This is a genomic window from Paracoccus sp. DMF, from assembly GCF_004407025.1.
Taxonomy (GTDB): Bacteria; Pseudomonadota; Alphaproteobacteria; order Rhodobacterales; family Rhodobacteraceae; genus Paracoccus; species Paracoccus aminovorans_B.
The window spans coordinates 42093-58511 of record NZ_SOKV02000007.1 but is presented as its reverse complement, the minus strand read 5'-3'; the positions used below and the strand labels follow the sequence as shown (position 1 = coordinate 58511).

General features: G+C 67.1%; 14 protein-coding genes. 5 read left to right on the top strand and 9 right to left on the bottom strand.

Annotated elements, in window-relative coordinates; genetic code table 11:
* Positions 1-3 precede the first annotated feature (3 nt).
* The 3 genes from E3D03_RS06010 to E3D03_RS06000 form a co-directional block, all read right to left on the bottom strand.
* Positions 4-1416 carry a circularly permuted type 2 ATP-grasp protein gene (locus tag E3D03_RS06010; protein WP_263566204.1) on the bottom strand — a complete coding sequence of 471 codons (1413 nt, stop codon included), beginning with the start codon at positions 1414-1416 and terminating at the stop codon, positions 4-6.
* A 233-nt stretch (positions 1417-1649) separates the two neighbouring features.
* Positions 1650-4013, bottom strand: a complete 2364-nt coding sequence (locus tag E3D03_RS06005) for a M10 family metallopeptidase (protein WP_263566203.1) — start codon at positions 4011-4013, stop codon at positions 1650-1652.
* A gap of 18 nt (positions 4014-4031) precedes the next feature.
* On the bottom strand, positions 4032-4385 hold the full coding sequence (locus E3D03_RS06000) for a hypothetical protein (RefSeq protein WP_263566202.1): 354 nt from the start codon (positions 4383-4385) through the stop codon (positions 4032-4034).
* Positions 4386-4620: 235 nt separating this feature from the next.
* Between E3D03_RS06000 and E3D03_RS05995 the strand changes: the two genes are divergently transcribed.
* Together E3D03_RS05995 and E3D03_RS05990 are read left to right on the top strand one after the other, a co-directional pair.
* Positions 4621-4959 (top strand): STAS domain-containing protein, encoded by a 339-nt coding sequence (locus E3D03_RS05995; RefSeq protein ID WP_411969796.1) that lies wholly within the window; start codon positions 4621-4623, stop codon positions 4957-4959.
* Positions 4956-5513 (top strand): ATP-binding protein, encoded by a 558-nt coding sequence (locus E3D03_RS05990; RefSeq protein WP_263566200.1) that lies wholly within the window; start codon positions 4956-4958, stop codon positions 5511-5513. Before E3D03_RS05995 ends, E3D03_RS05990 begins: the two co-directional genes overlap by 4 nt.
* An 18-nt stretch (positions 5514-5531) precedes the next feature.
* On the opposite strand, the gene hspQ is transcribed toward E3D03_RS05990, so the two are convergent.
* The 6 genes from hspQ to E3D03_RS05960 all read right to left on the bottom strand — a co-directional run bounded on the left by hspQ (position 5532) and on the right by E3D03_RS05960 (position 12994).
* Complete coding sequence (gene hspQ, locus E3D03_RS05985) at positions 5532-5864, bottom strand: heat shock protein HspQ (protein ID WP_062563383.1); 333 nt, start codon at positions 5862-5864, stop codon at positions 5532-5534.
* A 129-nt stretch (positions 5865-5993) separates the two neighbouring features.
* Positions 5994-6455 (bottom strand): CreA family protein, encoded by a 462-nt coding sequence (locus E3D03_RS05980; RefSeq protein WP_263566199.1) that lies wholly within the window; start codon positions 6453-6455, stop codon positions 5994-5996.
* A gap of 1126 nt (positions 6456-7581) precedes the next feature.
* On the bottom strand, positions 7582-9210 hold the full coding sequence (locus tag E3D03_RS05975) for a Na/Pi cotransporter family protein (protein ID WP_263566198.1): 1629 nt from the start codon (positions 9208-9210) through the stop codon (positions 7582-7584).
* 145 nt (positions 9211-9355) lie between these two features.
* Positions 9356-10084, bottom strand: a complete 729-nt coding sequence (locus tag E3D03_RS05970) for a metallophosphoesterase (protein ID WP_263566197.1) — start codon at positions 10082-10084, stop codon at positions 9356-9358.
* Positions 10085-10138: 54 nt separating this feature from the next.
* Positions 10139-11728 (bottom strand): phosphoglycerate dehydrogenase, encoded by a 1590-nt coding sequence (gene serA, locus E3D03_RS05965; protein ID WP_263566196.1) that lies wholly within the window; start codon positions 11726-11728, stop codon positions 10139-10141.
* A 111-nt stretch (positions 11729-11839) separates the two neighbouring features.
* Positions 11840-12994, bottom strand: a complete 1155-nt coding sequence (locus E3D03_RS05960; RefSeq protein WP_263566195.1) for a phosphoserine transaminase — start codon at positions 12992-12994, stop codon at positions 11840-11842.
* Between the two features lie 210 nt (positions 12995-13204).
* Between E3D03_RS05960 and serB the strand changes: the two genes are divergently transcribed.
* From serB to E3D03_RS05945, 3 genes are all read left to right on the top strand, one after another.
* Entirely contained in the window at positions 13205-14080 is an 876-nt protein-coding gene (serB, locus tag E3D03_RS05955; RefSeq protein ID WP_263566194.1) for a phosphoserine phosphatase SerB, read from the top strand.
* Positions 14081-14174: 94 nt separating this feature from the next.
* Complete coding sequence (locus tag E3D03_RS05950) at positions 14175-14867, top strand: CDP-alcohol phosphatidyltransferase family protein (protein ID WP_263566193.1); 693 nt, start codon at positions 14175-14177, stop codon at positions 14865-14867.
* A 53-nt stretch (positions 14868-14920) separates the two neighbouring features.
* A complete protein-coding gene (locus E3D03_RS05945; protein WP_263566192.1) occupies positions 14921-16390 on the top strand; it encodes an ABC transporter substrate-binding protein in 1470 nt (489 codons plus the stop codon).
* Positions 16391-16419: the final 29 nt, after the last annotated feature.

Here is a 16419-nt window from a genome sequence, read left to right as displayed (position 1 = left end):
TTCCTATTCCGACAGAACCCAGGTGTCCTTGACGCCCCCGCCCTGCGACGAGTTCACCACCAGCGAGCCCTCGCGCAGCGCCACGCGCGTCAACCCGCCCGGCACCAGCTCGATCCGGTCGCCGCACAGGCAAAAGGGGCGCAGATCGACATGACGCGGCGCGATGCCCTCGGCGACGAAGGTCGGGCTAGTGGACAGCGCCAGCGTCGGCTGGGCGATGTAATTGCCGGGGTTCTTCTCGATCAGGCTGCGGAAACGGGCGATCTCCTCCGCGCTGGCCCTAGGGCCGATCAGCATGCCGTAGCCACCCGAGCCATGCACCTCCTTGACGACCAGCTCCTTGAGATTGGCCATGACGTATCGGTAATCCTCGTCCTTCCACAGCGCCCAGGTCTGGACGTTCTGCAGCAAGGGCTCCTCGCCCAGATAGAAGCGGATCATCTCGGGGACATAGGTATAGACCGCCTTGTCGTCGGCCACCCCTGCCCCCGGCGCGGAGGCGATGGAGACCCCGCCCGAGCGATAGACATCCATCAGCCCCGGCACGCCCAGCATGGAATCGCGGCGAAAGCACAAGGGGTCCAGGAACGGGTCGTCGATGCGGCGATAGATCACGTCCACGCGCTTCGGCCCCTGCGTGGTGCGCATGTAGACGAAGCCGCCGTCCACGAACAGGTCGCTGCCCTCGACCAGTTCGACGCCCATCAGGTTGGCGAGGAAGCTGTGCTCGTAATAGGCGCTGTTGTAATGGCCGGGGGTCAGAATGACGATGGTGGGGGCGCCGTCGCATTTCGCCGGCGCCACGCTGGCCAGGGTGCGGCGCAGCAATTCGGAATACTGGTCCACCGGCTCGATGCGGTTGTGGCGGAACAGCGCCGGGAACATGCGCATCATGATCTCGCGGTTTTCCAGCATGTAGCTGACGCCCGAGGGCGTGCGGCAATTGTCCTCCAGCACGAAGAATTCGTCGCGGCCGGTGCGCACGATGTCGATGCCGACGATATGCGAAAAGACCCCGCGCGGCGGCACGAAGCCGACCACGGCCTTTTCATAGGCGGCGTTCTGATAGACCAGCCGGGCCGGGACGCGGCCGGCACGGATGATCTCGCCCCGGCCATAGACGTCGCGCAGGAAGGCGTTCAGCGCCCGGGCGCGCTGCTTGATGCCGCGCTCCAGCTTGCGCCATTCGCCTTGCAGGAACACGCGCGGCATCATGTCGAAGGGGATCAGCCGGTCCGGGTCGCCGCCCTCGCCATAGACCGCGAAGGTGATGCCGATGCGGCGGAACAGCGCCTCGGCCTCGGCCTGCTTCATCTGGCGGATCTCGGCCGGCATGGTCTCGATCCAGTCGGACAGCATGGCATAGGGCGCCCGCACCCGCCCGTCATCGACCATTTCATTGTAATACATCGTCATCGCTGCGACCCCTGACTCTGCCCCCGATCTTCGCATCCGGGCGCGCCCTGTCCACGCCCGCCGGGTCGCGCTGCCTCGGATTTTCCGCTTTGGCGCGGCGAGGCAGCCCTTTTGCACAAAAGCAAGGCAGATGGGCCGGCAAGGGTTCCGCGTCCCGGTCAAAAACCGGCGGCAGGCCATGAAAAAGGGCGCCGCAGCTGCGACGCCTCTGCCGGTTTTCCGGGCAAGCCGGATCAGATCACGATCAGGTCGTCGCGCAGGGCGTCGATGCTGCCAAGCCCATTCAGCGTCAGCACATGGCCGCTGCCGAAATCGAAGACGGTATTGCCGCCCACCACGCGGGCATAGGACAGCACCTGCGCCACCGTGCGCGCCCCGCCGCCCCACAGCGCATCGTCGATGCGCAGCGTGTCCACGTTGTCCTGGAAGTCCAGGATCACGTCGCGCCCGGCGTGGAAGGCGAAGTGATCCGCCCCCGCCCCGCCATTCAGCTGGTCATTGCCGACGCCGCCGACCAGCAGGTCGTTGCCGATGCCACCGAACAGCGAGTCATTGCCCGCCCCGCCCAGCAGCGTGTCATTGCCGCCGGCCCCGAACAGCGCGTCATTGCCCAGCAGCCCGCTCAGCTGGTTGGCAAAGGCATTGCCGCTGATGCGGTTCGCCAGCCCGTTGCCGGTGCCGTTCTGCGCCCCGCCCGAGATCAGCTCCATGTTCTCGAGATTGGCGCCCAGCACCATGGACACGAGCGCCCGCACCGTATCGGTGCCCTGGCCGGCGGCCTCGCGGATCTCGTCACTGCCGTCGGTGACATAGATATCGTTGCCGCCGCCGCCGATCAGCAGGTCGCGTCCCGCGCCGCCGTTCAGCACATCGGCGCCGATGCCGCCCTCCAGCGTGTCGTTGCCGCCCTGGCCCAGCAGCGTATCCGCGCCATCCAGGCCCTGCAGCCGGTTCGCCGCCGCATTGCCGGTCAACTGGTTCGCCAGCGCGTTGCCGGTGCCGCTCAGCGCCCCGGTCGAGGTCAGGACCAGATTCTCCAGATTGGCCCCCAGCGCCGTCGAGAAGGGCGCATATACCGTGTCGATGCCGGCGCCCGCCGCCTCGACCACGCGGTCCTGCGCGCTGTCGACGTAATAGGCGTCGTTGCCGATGCCGCCCTCCAGCAGATCGGCGCCGCCGCCGCCGAACAGCCGGTCGTCGCCGGCATTGCCGCGCAGCGTGTCATTGCCGGCATTGCCATGGATCACGTTGTTCGCGGCATTGCCGTTGACCACGTCATAGCCGCTTCCGGCGCGATAATTCTCGATCACCGTGCCTTGCGCGATCGAGATATTGCCGGTCAACCCATAGGCGCTGGAGATGCTGCCCTGCGACAGGTTGATGCGCTGGCCGCTGTCGTCGCCCGACAGGTCCAGCGTGTCGATGCCGCCCTGGTCGAAGATGGTGAAGGCGATGTCGTCGCGGCTGCCGGCATAGCGCAGCATGGTGGCGATGCGGGCATAGGCCGCGCCGGCATTGGTCTGCTCGCCATAGGTGTTGTTGCCGGTGCGGATTGAGGTCGCGCCATAAAGCGTCTGCATCGCCAGAATGTCCGCGATCATCGCCGAGGTGATATAGGCATAGCTCGCATTCACCGAGGTATTGTCGGTCTGCGAGAAATAGGACATCACCGACGCCTGCCAGCTGTCGTTCAGATAGTGGTTGTCGACGCCATAGGTGGCATTGCCGTTGTAGTTGCCGGCATGGCCCAGGCCCAGCGCATGGCCGATCTCGTGGATATAGGTCTGGTAGCTGTAGGTGTTGAAGCCGGTGCCATAGGATTGCAGCCAGCCCGTCCCGACATTGACGTCCGAACTGAGGATGGTGCCGCCGCTGGTGAACGAGCTGGACCAGGCACTGTTCGGATCGCTGTCGTCAAAACTGATATGGATGGTGGCGTTCGGGCCCGGGTTGCGGTTGAAGCGGATGCCGGTCACCGATTCCCAGGCCGCAAGCGCGGCATCGGCCAGCACGCGGCCCGCCGGGGTCAGACCGGACAGGTCCACGTTCAGCACCCCGCCCGGCCCCACGTCGAAGGCGCGGCGCGCGGCCCCCGTCTCCTGCCAATAACCATCGGTCAGCTGCCGGGCGATCTCGGGCATGGTGAAGTTGCGCAGGGTCGCCGTCCGGGTCAGCGACAGGCTGTAGGCGCCGGCGTAGGAATCGGCATAGCTGCCGGCCTCGAGGTAGTAGGTGCCGGCCTGGGTGATGTTCAGCACCAGCCGCGAGTTCAGCCCGCTGCTGCCGCCGTCGTCGTCATAGGCGATCAGCCTGCCCGCGCCGTTCATCACCTGCAGGTAGGGATCGTAGACGCCGCCGCTGCCACGCGAATCCAGCGAGATGACATAGGTGCCGGGTTGCAGCTGCACCCGCACCCAGTCGGCGTCGCCCGCGCTGAGCGAGCCGTTGAACGTGTCGCCCACCGCGATGGAATAGCCGGTCGCGGTCGAGGCGGGCGCATCGCCGCCCTCGACCCGGATGGCGCGGGCCGGGCCGGCGTCATCCTCGGCGGTTCGGGTCCAGTCGCGGGTGAAGAAGCTGAAATTCGCGTCAGGCATCGGGAAAGTCCTTTGAAACTATTCGTCAGGGGGAAGCGTCCGGTCCAGCAGCAGCCGGGCCAGCTGGCTCAGCTGCCTGTCGGGGATATCGGCGCGATCCATTACCGTCAGTTCAAGCTCGGGTCCGTCGCGCCGGGCCGCGCCCTTGCCGATGCTCAGCCGGGCGCGCAGCAGATCGGGGCGGGGGCTGTGGGCCTGCAAGGTCAGCGGCGGCGCGGGCGTGCCGGACTGGTCCAGTTCCTGCCGCAGCGCCGCGCACAGCCGCGCGGTCAGCGCATCGCCGGGCTGGGGGCAGTTCAGGCCGGCCTGCGCGGCGCCGGCGCTCATGGCGCAGGCCGCCAGCAGGGCCGCGGGAAGAAGGGCAAAGCGCATGGGGTCATCTCGTGCCGGTCCATATCCGACCCTATCCCGCTTCGCCGCCCGCCTTCAATCTGCGACCCGGCTGCCCTTTGGGACAGGTCAAGGGCCGCAGGGACGGAAAACTGGTTAGAATTGCGCAGAAATTCTTGCCGGCAGAGGCGGGAAAACCGTGCTGCCGCTTACCGGCTGGTAATATTTTCGCGCTAGGGATGCACCAAGGCCACAGCGACGGAGCCACAGGATGCACATGACATTGCTGCCCCAGCAAGACGGGCTGACGATCCGCGTCGACGAAAAGCGTCTGGACGCCATGGTCGCCACGGCCTTCAAGGACCGCGTGCGCAGCATGATCGGCGCCTCCGGCCCGCCGGTGACGCTGGACCTGGGTGCGGTCGATTTCATGGACAGCTCGGGCCTGGGCGCGGTGATCGCCATCTACAAGGCCATGCCGCCCGACCGGCCGCTGGTGCTGGCGCGGCTGACGCCGAATGTGGCGCGGGTCTTCCGGCTCACCCGAATGGACACGGTGCTGAACATCCGTCAGGATCCGGCTGACGGCAGCCAGATGGAAAGCCCCGCGCCATGAGCCTGTCCCCTTCCCCGGCGGAAAAGCGGCTGCGCCAGCCGCCGCCCGGGCGGCATCCGATGTTCCACCGCATCTTCCGCGCCGATCCGGAAACCGTGCGCGCGGCGCTGCTCTTCATGCGCCAAAGGTTCGACGGCAGCGCCGAGGACGAGGTGATCGCCAAGCTGGAGCTGGCGCTGGCCGAGGTGCTGAACAACATCTGCGAACACGGCACCCGGACCGAGGCGATGCGCCTGGGCGGCCGCCCGCATGCGCCGCTGATCCATCTTTGCGTCGCGCGCCATGTCGGCGGCATCGCCTGCGCGGTCACCGACGACGGCCGGCCGCTGCCGCTGTCCTGCCTCGATCCGCGCGACCTGCCCTATGTCGACCTGGCTCCCGGCGACACCGCCTCGATCCTTCTGCTGCCCGAGGGCGGGTTCGGCTGGTACCTGATCCAGGAACTGACCGCCTCGCTCAGCTATTTCCGCGAGGGGCACCGCAATTTCCTGGCCTTCATCGTCCCGGTGACCGAGGCGCTGCTGCCCTGCCCGCCGCCGGTCGCCGCCTCGTGATCCCGCGCGCGGCGGCGCTCAGTTCAGCCCGGCCTGCAGCGGATAGTGGCCGTCGCGGAATTCGCCGAACATCTCGGTGACCTCGGGATGTTCCAGCGGCTCGCCCGACTGGTCCGGCATCAGGTTCTGCTCCGAGACATAGGCGACGTAATAGGTCGCCTCGGTCTCGGCATAAAGATGATAGAAGGGCTGGTTGCGCGACGGGCGCGATTCCTCGGGAATGGATTCGTACCACTCCTCGGTATTGGCGAATTCCGGGTCGACGTCGAAGATCACCCCGCGGAAGGGGTGTTCGCGGTGGCGCACCACCTGGCCCAGACTGTATTTCGCCGATTTGGACGGAATCCGCATCACATCACTATTCCCGTTTGGCGGGGCTCATACAGCCAGCCGGCGCCTCTGTCCACCTGCCGGGCGCGGATTGCGGCGCATGCGACAGTTTCGCATGACCCGGGATGACGACGCAAATCCGCAAAAGGTCTAGCGCGCCGGCAGCGCCTCGCCCGGCTCCAGCGCCACGGTCGAGATCGACATCTTGGCCGAGCCCTGCTTCACCTGCTCGGCATGCACGAGATAGACCAGCACCTGATTCTGCTCGTCATAGATGCGCTTGACGCGCAGCGACTTGAAGATCAGCGAACGCGAGGCGCTGAACACATCCTCGCCCTTGGGCCCGCGGCGGATGTCGCCGATCCTGATCGGCCCGGTGCGCGCGCATTCGATGGCCGAGTTCGACGGGTCCTCGAACCAGTTGCCCTGGCTGAGCCGGTCGATCACCGAGCGGTCGAAATAGGCCAGGTGGCAGGTCACGCCCTGCACCTCAGGGTCGGCGATGGCCTCGATGATGATGTCGTTGCCGACCCAGTCGACGCCGACCTGGCCGACCACATCGGCCGGGGCCGGCGTGGCGACCAGCGCCGCCGCGGCGATCCATTTCAGCATCCTGACCTCCGACTGCCGTTGCCGCCTGCACCATGGCAAGCCCGCGGCGGGCGCGCAAGACCGTGCCCCTGGACCTGACGTTCACCTGTTCCCGCCCGAATTGCTTCACGCGCGGTCGGGAGACTCCCGAAGTGACCTCCGCTTTCCCCCTGCACAAGCAGAGAAAACCGTCCGCCTTCTGTGGAGAAGGCGCAAGCGGCGCGGGTCTGCCGTCGCGGGCTTTCGACACCTTAGCGGTCTTGGCCGGATTTAGGCATTCAGCTCAATCCCAAGCCCGAAGGCGATGCGGCTGAACGCCCAGCGATGAATGGCCGCCGACCGTGTTATGGATGCTGTGGATGTCTCCTGCGGCGGGTTTTCGGCCTGGGCGCCGGACCGCAAGGCAGCCGGCCGGAACGGATGAAGCAATCCGCTCGTCGCCGCGGTGCGGAAACGGGCGAGCCTGAACGTCAGATCCGGCTCGGGTGGGCTGGTCCGTCGGCTTCCTGGCCCCCCACCGAGATCGGGATGCCGTGTTTGCGAAGCAGCGCCTGGTCATCGACGGGCAGAATGCGACTCGCGGGGGATGCGGGATCGCGCCTTGCGAGGACACGCCGCAGGGCTGCGACCTCAGGATCGCGCCTCGATCGCTCAGTGGAAACCCGGTCCGAACATGGCGCCGTCTCGTCCTGGTCCCATGGCAAAGGCCGGGCGCCCCGAGCGACGGCGAGAGTAAAGATCCCTCGCTGCCCGGAAAAATACCCCCCTTCTGTCCTTCTGCTCTGGTCCGGCCAGCGCCGGGCCTGCACCCTGCAAGCTGACCGACTTGCGGCGGATCCAGGCTCATCGACCACGGGCTGAGTATCGAGCATCTATTGCTGGCCGAAAGCTGACTAGCGGCAGGCTCATCGACCTGCTGCGCCACAAGAAAAAGCCGTCGGTATGAGAGAAATCCGGCTCGTCCCGGCGCTCACCGCGCGCAACCGCAACGGACAGGGCAAGGATAGCGCAGGTTCCGGATGCGAGGACAAATGATCTTCATGCCGGTTGGTGCGCCGAAGCGATTCCCCCTTTGAGCGGGAAGAGCAGCTTGCGCCCGGACCCATCGCGGTTCCAGCCCGCCGCAGGACGATGGCAAAGCCCCGCCTCACCCCGTCTTCAGCCGGCTTTCAATCAGCAGGTCGGCCTCGTCCAGGATCGGATGCGCGACCGAGACGATATGCGCGTTCACCCGCTTCAGGTCGCGCAAAATGTCGAGATGCAGCGACGAGGTCTGCTGGCTGTCCTCGCGTCCTTCGCGCAGCCGCATCAGGTGGCGCTGGGCCGACAGGCGTTCCAGCCGGCGGATCTCGACCTTTTCCTCCATCAGCTGCCGCGCCAGGTCGCGGTCGCGGGTCATGAACACGGTCTGCGCCACGCGCAGGTTCTCGATCGTCATCAGGAACAGCCCGTCGAGCTCGCGATAGCCCTCCTCGGAAAAGCGCAGCGCCAGGCCCGCCTTCTTGCGGATCTCGGGCGCGAGGCCCTTGTCGATGATGTCGCCGACATGCTCCAGGTTGATGACGTAGTCGAGGATGGTGATGGCCTGGCGCCGCTCGTCCTCGCCCGCCTCGCGGCCCAGGCGCGACAGGAAACCCTTCACCTCCTGCTGCATGCGGTCCACCCGATCCTCGAGCACGCGGACCTCGGCCAGGGGCGCGTCGTCGCCATGCGCGAATGCGGTGCGGGCCTGCTGCAGCATGCGCTCGACCACGTCGCCGATGGCGAGCGCGGCGCGGCTGGCGCGGGCCAGGGCCACGGCGGGCGCATCCAGCGCCGAGCCGTCCAGCAGCTGCGCCTCGATCGGCGGGGTCTGCTCGGCCTCGGGCATCAGGACGGCAGTCAGCCGGGTCAGCAGCCCGGCAAAGGGCCAGATCGCCGCCGCCAGCACCAGGTTGAAGGCCAGATGCGCCTCGACCGCCAACCCGGTCTCGGGCAAGGGCAGCGCGGTCAGCAGCGCCGCCGCCTGGCCGGCGAGCGGCAGCGCCAGAAGGCAGCCGATGCCGCGCACGATCAGGTTGCCCAGGGCCACGCGCCGCGCCGCCACCCCCTGCCCCGCGGTCGCCAGCAGCGGCGGGATCGCCCCGCCCAGGTTCGCGCCCAGCACCAGCACCACCGTCAGCGCCGGCGCCATGCCCAAGGACAGCACCAGCATCACCACCGCCAGCGACGAGGAACAGACCACCGCCAGCCCGGCCGCAAAGGCCAGCGCCACCGGCCAGGCATCGCCCAGCATGGCAAGGAACGCGGCCATGGCCGCCGAGTCGCGCAGGGGTTCGGTCGCCCCGGTCAGCAGCGACAGCGACAGCAGCATCAGCCCGATGCCGATCAGCGCCAGCCCCGCCCCCGACCACGTCCGCTGGTCGCGCCGGCGCAGGACATGGCCCAGCAGCAGCAGCGCCGGCACCAGTGCCTCGATCCCCGAGGCGACGATCCAGGCGGTCAGCGCCGTGCCGAGGTTCGCACCCAGCAGCACGACCTGGGCCATGCGCGGCCGGATCATGCCGCGATCCACGAAAGAGGCCGTCATCAGCGCCGTCGCGGTCGAGCTTTGCAGCCCCAGCGTCGCGAGCAGCCCCGAGACGAAGGCCCGCAGCCCGGTCCCGGTGCCCCGTCCCAGCGCCACCTTCAGCTTCATCCCGAAGGCGCGCAGCATGCCGTCGCGCACCAGCCCCAGGCCGAACAGCAACAGCGCCACGGCACCCGCCAGCTGAAGGATCACGGATAGGGACTGCACGGCGCCTCACCTCCTGGCGTCGGGCGAAGGGGCCGGCGCCTGAATGTCATGATAACGTCATATTTGGCCCCTGCCCGGCCTGCGTCAATGGATGCCCTTGATTTTAGGGATTTCACGCCTGCGCGATGGCCGCGGCGCCACAGGATCAGGCAGCGGCCAGGGGCGTGCGCCCCTCGTCGGTCAGCAGGTGCAGGCCGGTCTCGTCGAAGACCACCACGCTCAGCGGCCCGCCATGGCCGGCGCCGGTGTCGATGGCCAGGCGGTTGCCGAAATGCGTGACCCGCTCGACCACGGTATGGCCATGCACGACCAGCGGGCCATGGTCGCGGGCGTCGTCAAGAAAGCCCTTGCGGATCCAGACCAGGTCCTGCTCGGTCTGCCGCGCCAGATCGACGCCCGGGCGGATGCCGGCATGGACGAACAGCGCCCGCGGGGTCAGGTGCCACAGCGGCAGCGCCTCGAGCCAGCGCAGATGCGCCTGCGGCACCCGGTCCAGCACCGCGGCATGGGTGTCGGCGTGGTCGCGCAGGTCGATGCCGTATGAGGCCAGCGTCTCGGCCGCGCCCAGCTTTTCATGGTCCAGCCAGTGCCGCCCCGAGGCCAGCCCGGCGTCGATCCAGTCCGGCTCGGCGGCAAAGCGCGGCAGGAAGCGGTCGTGATTGCCCTTCAGCACGATCCAGGGCCTACCCTCGGCCTGGCCCTGCATCAGATAGTCGATGACGCCGCGCGAATCGGGGCCGCGATCCAGCAGGTCGCCGACATGGACCAGCTGCGAGACGCCGCCCCGCGCCGCCTCGTCGCGGGCGATGCGCGCATGCGCCTGTTGCAGCAGCCCGAGCTGGCCGTGGATGTCCCCGATGGCATAGGTCCGCATGGCGTCTCCTGAAGATCGAACCCCCGGGGAACATGCCCCGGGGGTTCGCAAGGTTCAAACCTCGAATTGCAGCGGCCGCACCTGCAGGAACTTGCCGGTGGCCCGCAGCGCCTCGACCGTCTCGGGCGCCATGGCCTCGTCCAGGTAGAGAATGGCGATGGCATCGTCGCCGGCATGGGTTCGGCCCAGGGTGAAATTGGCGATGTTCACGCCCAGGTCGCCCAGGGTCATGCCCAGCGCGCCGATGACGCCCGGCACGTCCTTGTTGCGGGTATAGAGCATATGCGCGCCGATCTCGGCATCGACATTGATGCCGCGGATCTGGATGAAGCGCGGCTTGCCATCGCTGAACACCGTGCCGGCGATCGAGCGCTCGCGCTTGTCGGTCACCATGGTCACCTTGATATAGCCGTCGAAGACGCCGGTCTTGGCCTGGGTCGTGGTCTGCAGCTGCACGCCGCGCTCGGCCGCCATCACCGGCGCCGAAACCATGTTCACGTCCGGGTTCGTCGCCTTCATCACCCCGGCGATCACCGCGGCATTCAGCGCCTTCAGGTTCATCTCGGCGACCGAGCCGTCGTAGAGCACGTTGATCGCCTTGATCGGCTCGTCGGTCATCTGGCCGATGAAGGTGCCCAGATGCCCGGCCAGCTTCAGCCACGGCCCCATGGTCGCGGCCTCTTCGGCGGTGACCGAGGGCATGTTCAGCGCGTTCTGCACCGCGCCGGTCAGCAGATAGTCCGACATCTGCTCAGCGACCTGCAGGGCCACGTTCTCCTGCGCCTCGGTGGTCGAGGCGCCCAGATGCGGCGTCACCACCACGTTCGGCAGGCCGAACAGCGGGCTTTCGGTCGCGGGCTCGGTCGCGAAGACGTCCAGCGCCGCGCCGGCGACATGGCCCGACTTCAGCAGCTCGGCCAGCGCCTCCTCGTCGATCAGCCCGCCCCGCGCGGCGTTGACGATGCGCACGCCCTTCTTGGTCTTGGCCAGGTTCTCGCGCGACAGGATGTTCCGGGTCTTTTCGGTCAGCGGCACATGCAGGGTGATGAAATCGGCCTTGGCCAGCAGCTCGTCCAGCTCGACCTTCTTCACGCCCAGCTCCTTGGCCCGCTCCTCGGACAGGAAGGGGTCATAGGCCAGCACCTTCATCTTCAGCCCCAGCGCCCGGTCGATGACGATCGAGCCGATGTTGCCGGCACCGATGATGCCGAGCGTCTTGTTGAAGACCTCGACGCCCATGAAGCGGTTCTTCTCCCACTTGCCCTCATGGGTCGAGACGCTGGCCTCGGGCAGCTGCCGCGCCACCGCGAACATCAGCGCGATGGCATGCTCGGCCGTCGTCACCGAGTTGCCGAAGGGCGTGTTCATCACGATCACGCCCTTTTTCGAGGCGGCCGGAATATCGACATTGTCGACCCCGATGCCGGCGCGGCCGATCACCTTCAGATTGGTGGCATGCTCCAGCAGCTTCGCCGTCACCTTGGTGGCCGAGCGAATGGCCAGACCGTCATACTGACCGATCACCTCGGCCAGCTTCTCCTTGTCCTTGCCGAGATCCGGCAGGTAATCCACCTCGACGCCGCGATCGCGAAAGATCTGCACGGCGGTTTCCGACAGCTTGTCCGAAACAAGAACCTTGGGCATTTCTCTATCCTCTGGATATGCAGGGGCCGGCAGCGCACCGCACGCGCTGCAACTCGGCTTCTTTCTTGTCAAAATATCCCGGGGTCCGGGGCAGAGCCCCGGTCCGGCAGATCAAGCCTCGACGGCCTGCGCCTCGATCTCGGCCTCGAAGGCATATTCGATCCAAGGCATCAGCGCCGCCACATCGGCAGTCTCGACGGTCGAGCCGCACCAGATGCGCAGCCCGGCCGGCGCATCGCGATAGGCGCCGGCGTCCAGCGCCACGCCTTCCTTCTCCAGCCGCTTGGCGACGGCCTTGGCGAAGGCCGCGCCGTCCTTGATGCGCGCATCAGTGAACTTCAGGCAGACCGAGGTGGTCGAGGCAGTGGCCGGATCCTCGGCCAGGTCGGCGATCCAGTCGCGGGTGGCGATGAAGTCGCGCACGGCCCTGGCATTGGCCTCGGCCCGCGCGATCAGCGCCTTGCGGCCGCCCAGGGCTTGCGCCCATTTCAGCGCCACCAGGTAATCCTCGACACACAGCATCGAGGGCGTGTTGATGGTCTCGCCCTTGAAGATGCCCTCGATCAGCTTGCCGCCCTTGGTCATGCGAAAGATCTTCGGCAGCGGCCAGGCCGGGGTATGGCTCTCCAGCCGCGCGACGGCACGCGGGCTCAGGATCAGGATGCCATGCGCGCCCTCGCCGCCCAGCACCTTCTGCCAGCTGAAGGTCACCACGTCGAGCTTGTCGAAGGGCAGCTCCATCGCGAAGGCGGCCGAGGTCGCGTCGCAGATGGTCAGCCCGGCGCGGTCGGCAGGAATGGCGTCGCCGTTCGGCACCCGCACGCCCGAGGTGGTGCCGTTCCAGGTGAAAACCACGTCATTGTCGAAATCGACCTCGGCGAAATCCACGATCTTGCCGTAATCGGCCTTGCGGACCACCGCATCCAGCTTCAGCTGCTTGACCACGTCGGTGACCCAGCCCTCGCCGAAGCTTTCCCAGGCCAGCATCTCGACCTTGCGCGGACCCAAGAGCGACCACAGCGCCATCTCGACCGCGCCGGTGTCCGAGGCCGGCACGATGCCGATGCGGTAATCGGCCGGCACGTCCAGGACCGCGCGGGTCAGTTCGATGGCTTCGGCCAGCTTGGCCTTGCCCACGGCGGCACGATGCGAGCGGCCCAGCGGCGCACCTTCCAGCATGTCCAGCGAAAATTGGGGGATCTTGGCACAAGGGCCCGAGGAAAAGCGCGGATTGACCGGACGCGCGGCCGGAGCAGTCATGCTCATTCTGTATAGCCTTCCAGCTAGATAGCGCCGCGTTGGGGCGGCGTGTCCCACGGACGGCTCTACAACCCGGCACGGATTCCCGCAAGAAGAAATTTGCAAGCCCCGGATGCGACAGATCCATGGCACGAATCCGACCGATTGATCCGCCACCGCGCTTTGGCTAGTGCTGCCCGAAACGAACCGCCGAAACGAACCGCCGAAGGGGCAGCCATGTTCACCGTTTCCGTCCTTGCCGCCCCGGACCGCGCCGACCTAACCGCGGCCCTGGTCGACGCCCTGCGCAGCCGCTGGGACGCCGGCCACACCATCTGGCTCGATGACCGCATCGCCGCCGAATTCCCGGTCGAGGCACCGCCGGCCGATTTCTGGGACGCTTGGGAAAGCCTGCAGGCGCAGGGTTTCGACCTGGCCATCCAGCCGACGCGCGGCCGGCGCAAGGCGGTGCTGCTGGCCGACATGGATTCGACCATGATCCAGCAGGAATGCATCGACGAACTGGCGGATTTCGCCGGCGTCGGCGAGCGCGTCGCCGCCATCACCGCCGCCGCGATGAACGGAGAGCTGAATTTCCACGAATCCCTGATCGCCCGCGTCGGCCTGCTGGCCGGCCTGCCCGAGTCGGTCATCGGCGAGGTGCTGGACAGCCGCATCACCCTGGCCCCGGGCGGGCGCACCCTGGTCGCCAGCATGCGGGCGCAGGGCGCGCATAGCGCGCTGGTCTCGGGCGGCTTCACCGTCTTCACCGGCCCGGTCTCGACCGCGCTCGGCTTTGACGAGCATCGCGCCAACACGCTGCTTGCCGAGGAGGGCGTGCTGACCGGCCATGTCAGCCTGCCGGTGCTGGGCCGCGAGGCCAAGGTCGAGGCCCTGGAACAGATCACCGCCGCCCGCGGCCTGACCCCCGCCGATGCGCTGGCGGTGGGCGACGGCGCCAACGACCTCGGCATGCTGCAACTGGCGGGCATGGGCGTCGCGCTGCATGCCAAGCCCGTGGTCGCGGCGCAGGTCGACCTGCGCATCAACCACGGCGACCTGACGGCGCTTCTGTATCTGCAGGGCTACGCGGCCGAGGAATTCGTCCGCTGACCACGCCGCTTTCCTGCACCACCCGGGGCGAAATGCGCGGGGCTGCAACCATCACGAACTTGCGATCATGACCGTTCGGTGACAGAAGCATAGGATGAATTCCCGCCTCAAAGCCCTGTCCGTGCATCTCTTGACCGCCACAGGCGCGGTCCTGTCGATGCTTGCCCTGCTGGCCGCGGCCAATGCGGAATGGTCGAAGATGTTCTTCTGGCTGGTGATCGCGCTGATCGTCGACGGCGTCGATGGCCCGCTGGCGCGCCGCTACCACGTCAAGAAGAACTGGCCGACCTATGACGGCGTGTTGATGGACCTGATCATCGACTACCTGACCTATGTCTTCATCCCGGCCTATGCGCTGTTCATGTCGGGCCTGCTGCCCGGCTGGACCGGCTGGATCGCCATCATCGCCATCACCTATGGCAGCGTGATCTATTTCGTCGATACCCGCATGAAGACCAAGGACAATTCCTTCGCCGGCTTCCCGGCCTGCTGGAACATGGTGGTGCTGGTGCTTTTCGCGCTCAAGCCGAACTTCTGGGTCATTCTGCTGATCGTGGTGGCGCTGGCGGTGACCATGTTCACCAACGTCAAGTTCATCCATCCGGTGCGGACCGAGCGCTGGCGGCTGGTCTCGCTGCCGGTCTGCGCGGCCTGGGTCGGCTTCGCGGTCTGGGCGGTGCTGGTCGATTTCCACCCGCAAAGCGTGGCGCGCTGGGGGCTTCTCTTGACCTCGCTCTGGCTGATGTTCGCGGGCCTCGCCCAGCAGCTGACCGAGAAGCGGGCTTGATCGCCGGGCGCTTTGCCCGGAATGTGCCCCGGTAAACCGGCCCAGGGGGAATGATGTTCGCAAGACTGATGCAGGCGGCGGCCACGGTCGCGCTTCTTGCCACGCCGGCCATGGCCGCGCAGGACGCGATCACGCTGGCCATGGTGCTGGAACCGCCAAACCTCGACCCGACTGGAGGCACCGCCGCCGCCATCGACGAGGTGGTCTATGCCAACCTTTTCGAGGGCCTGACCCGCATCGGCCCCGATGGCAGCGTCAAGCCCGGCCTCGCCGAACGTTGGGACACGGCGGACGGCAAGACCTACACCTTCCACCTGCGCCCGGGCGTCCGCTTCCACGACGGCAGCGCGTTCGACGCGCAGGACGTGATCTTCTCGCTGGACCGCGCCCGCGCCCCCGACAGCACCAACGCCCAGAAAACCCTGTTCGAGGGCATCGACACCGTCGAGGCGCTGGGCCCGCAGACCGTCCGCATCACGCTGAAGGCCCCGGACGGCGGCTTTCCCTTCAAGCTGGCCTGGGGCGACGCGGTCATGGTGGACGAGGCGAGCATCAAGGACATCGCCACCCACCCCATCGGCACCGGACCGTTTCAATTCGGCGAATGGAAACAGGGCGACCATATCCGGCTTGACGCCTTCGACGGCTATTGGGGCGCGAAGCCGGCGCTGAAGACCGCGACCTTCCGCTTCATCGGCGATCCGACGGCGGCCTTCGCCGCGATGATGGCCGGCGACGTGGACGCCTTCCCGATCTATCCGGCGCCCGAAACCTTGGCGCAGCTGCAGGCCGATCCGCGCTTCAAGGTGCTGGTCGGCACCACCGAGGGCGAGACCATCCTCGCCATGAACCACAAGACCGCGGCGCTCTCCGACAAGCGCGTGCGCGAAGCCATCGCCCATGCCATCAACCGCCAGGAGCTGATCGACGGCGCCATGTTCGGCTATGGCACCCCGATCGGCACGCATTTCGCGCCGCACAATCCCGATTACCTCGACCTGACGGCGCAATCGCAATACGACCCCGAACTGTCGAAGACACTGCTGGTCGAGGCCGGGGCGGAAAACCTGACCCTGCGCCTTGCGCTGCCGCCCACGCCCTATGCCCGCCGCGGCGGCGAGATCCTGGCGGCCGAGCTGCGCGCCGTCGGCGTCCAGACCCAGATCACCAACATGGAATGGGCGCAGTGGCTGGAGCAGGTGTTCAAGAATGCCGATTACGACCTGACGATCATCAGCCATGTCGAGCCGATGGACATCGGCATCTACGGCCGCGAAAGCTATTACTTCAACTACGCCAATCCCGATTTCAACGCCGCGATGGCGAAACTCGACGCCGCCACCGACCCGGCGGAACGCACGACGCTGCTGAAACAGGCGCAGAAGATCATCGCCGAGGACCACGCCAACGCCTACCTGTTCCAGCTGGCGAAAACCGGCGTCGCCAAGGCCGAGATCGAGGGCCTGTGGGAAAACGCCCCGATGCCCGCCAACGACCTCACCGCGGTGCATTGGCGCGACTAGCGCTTCTTTGCTCCCCAAATACCCACAGC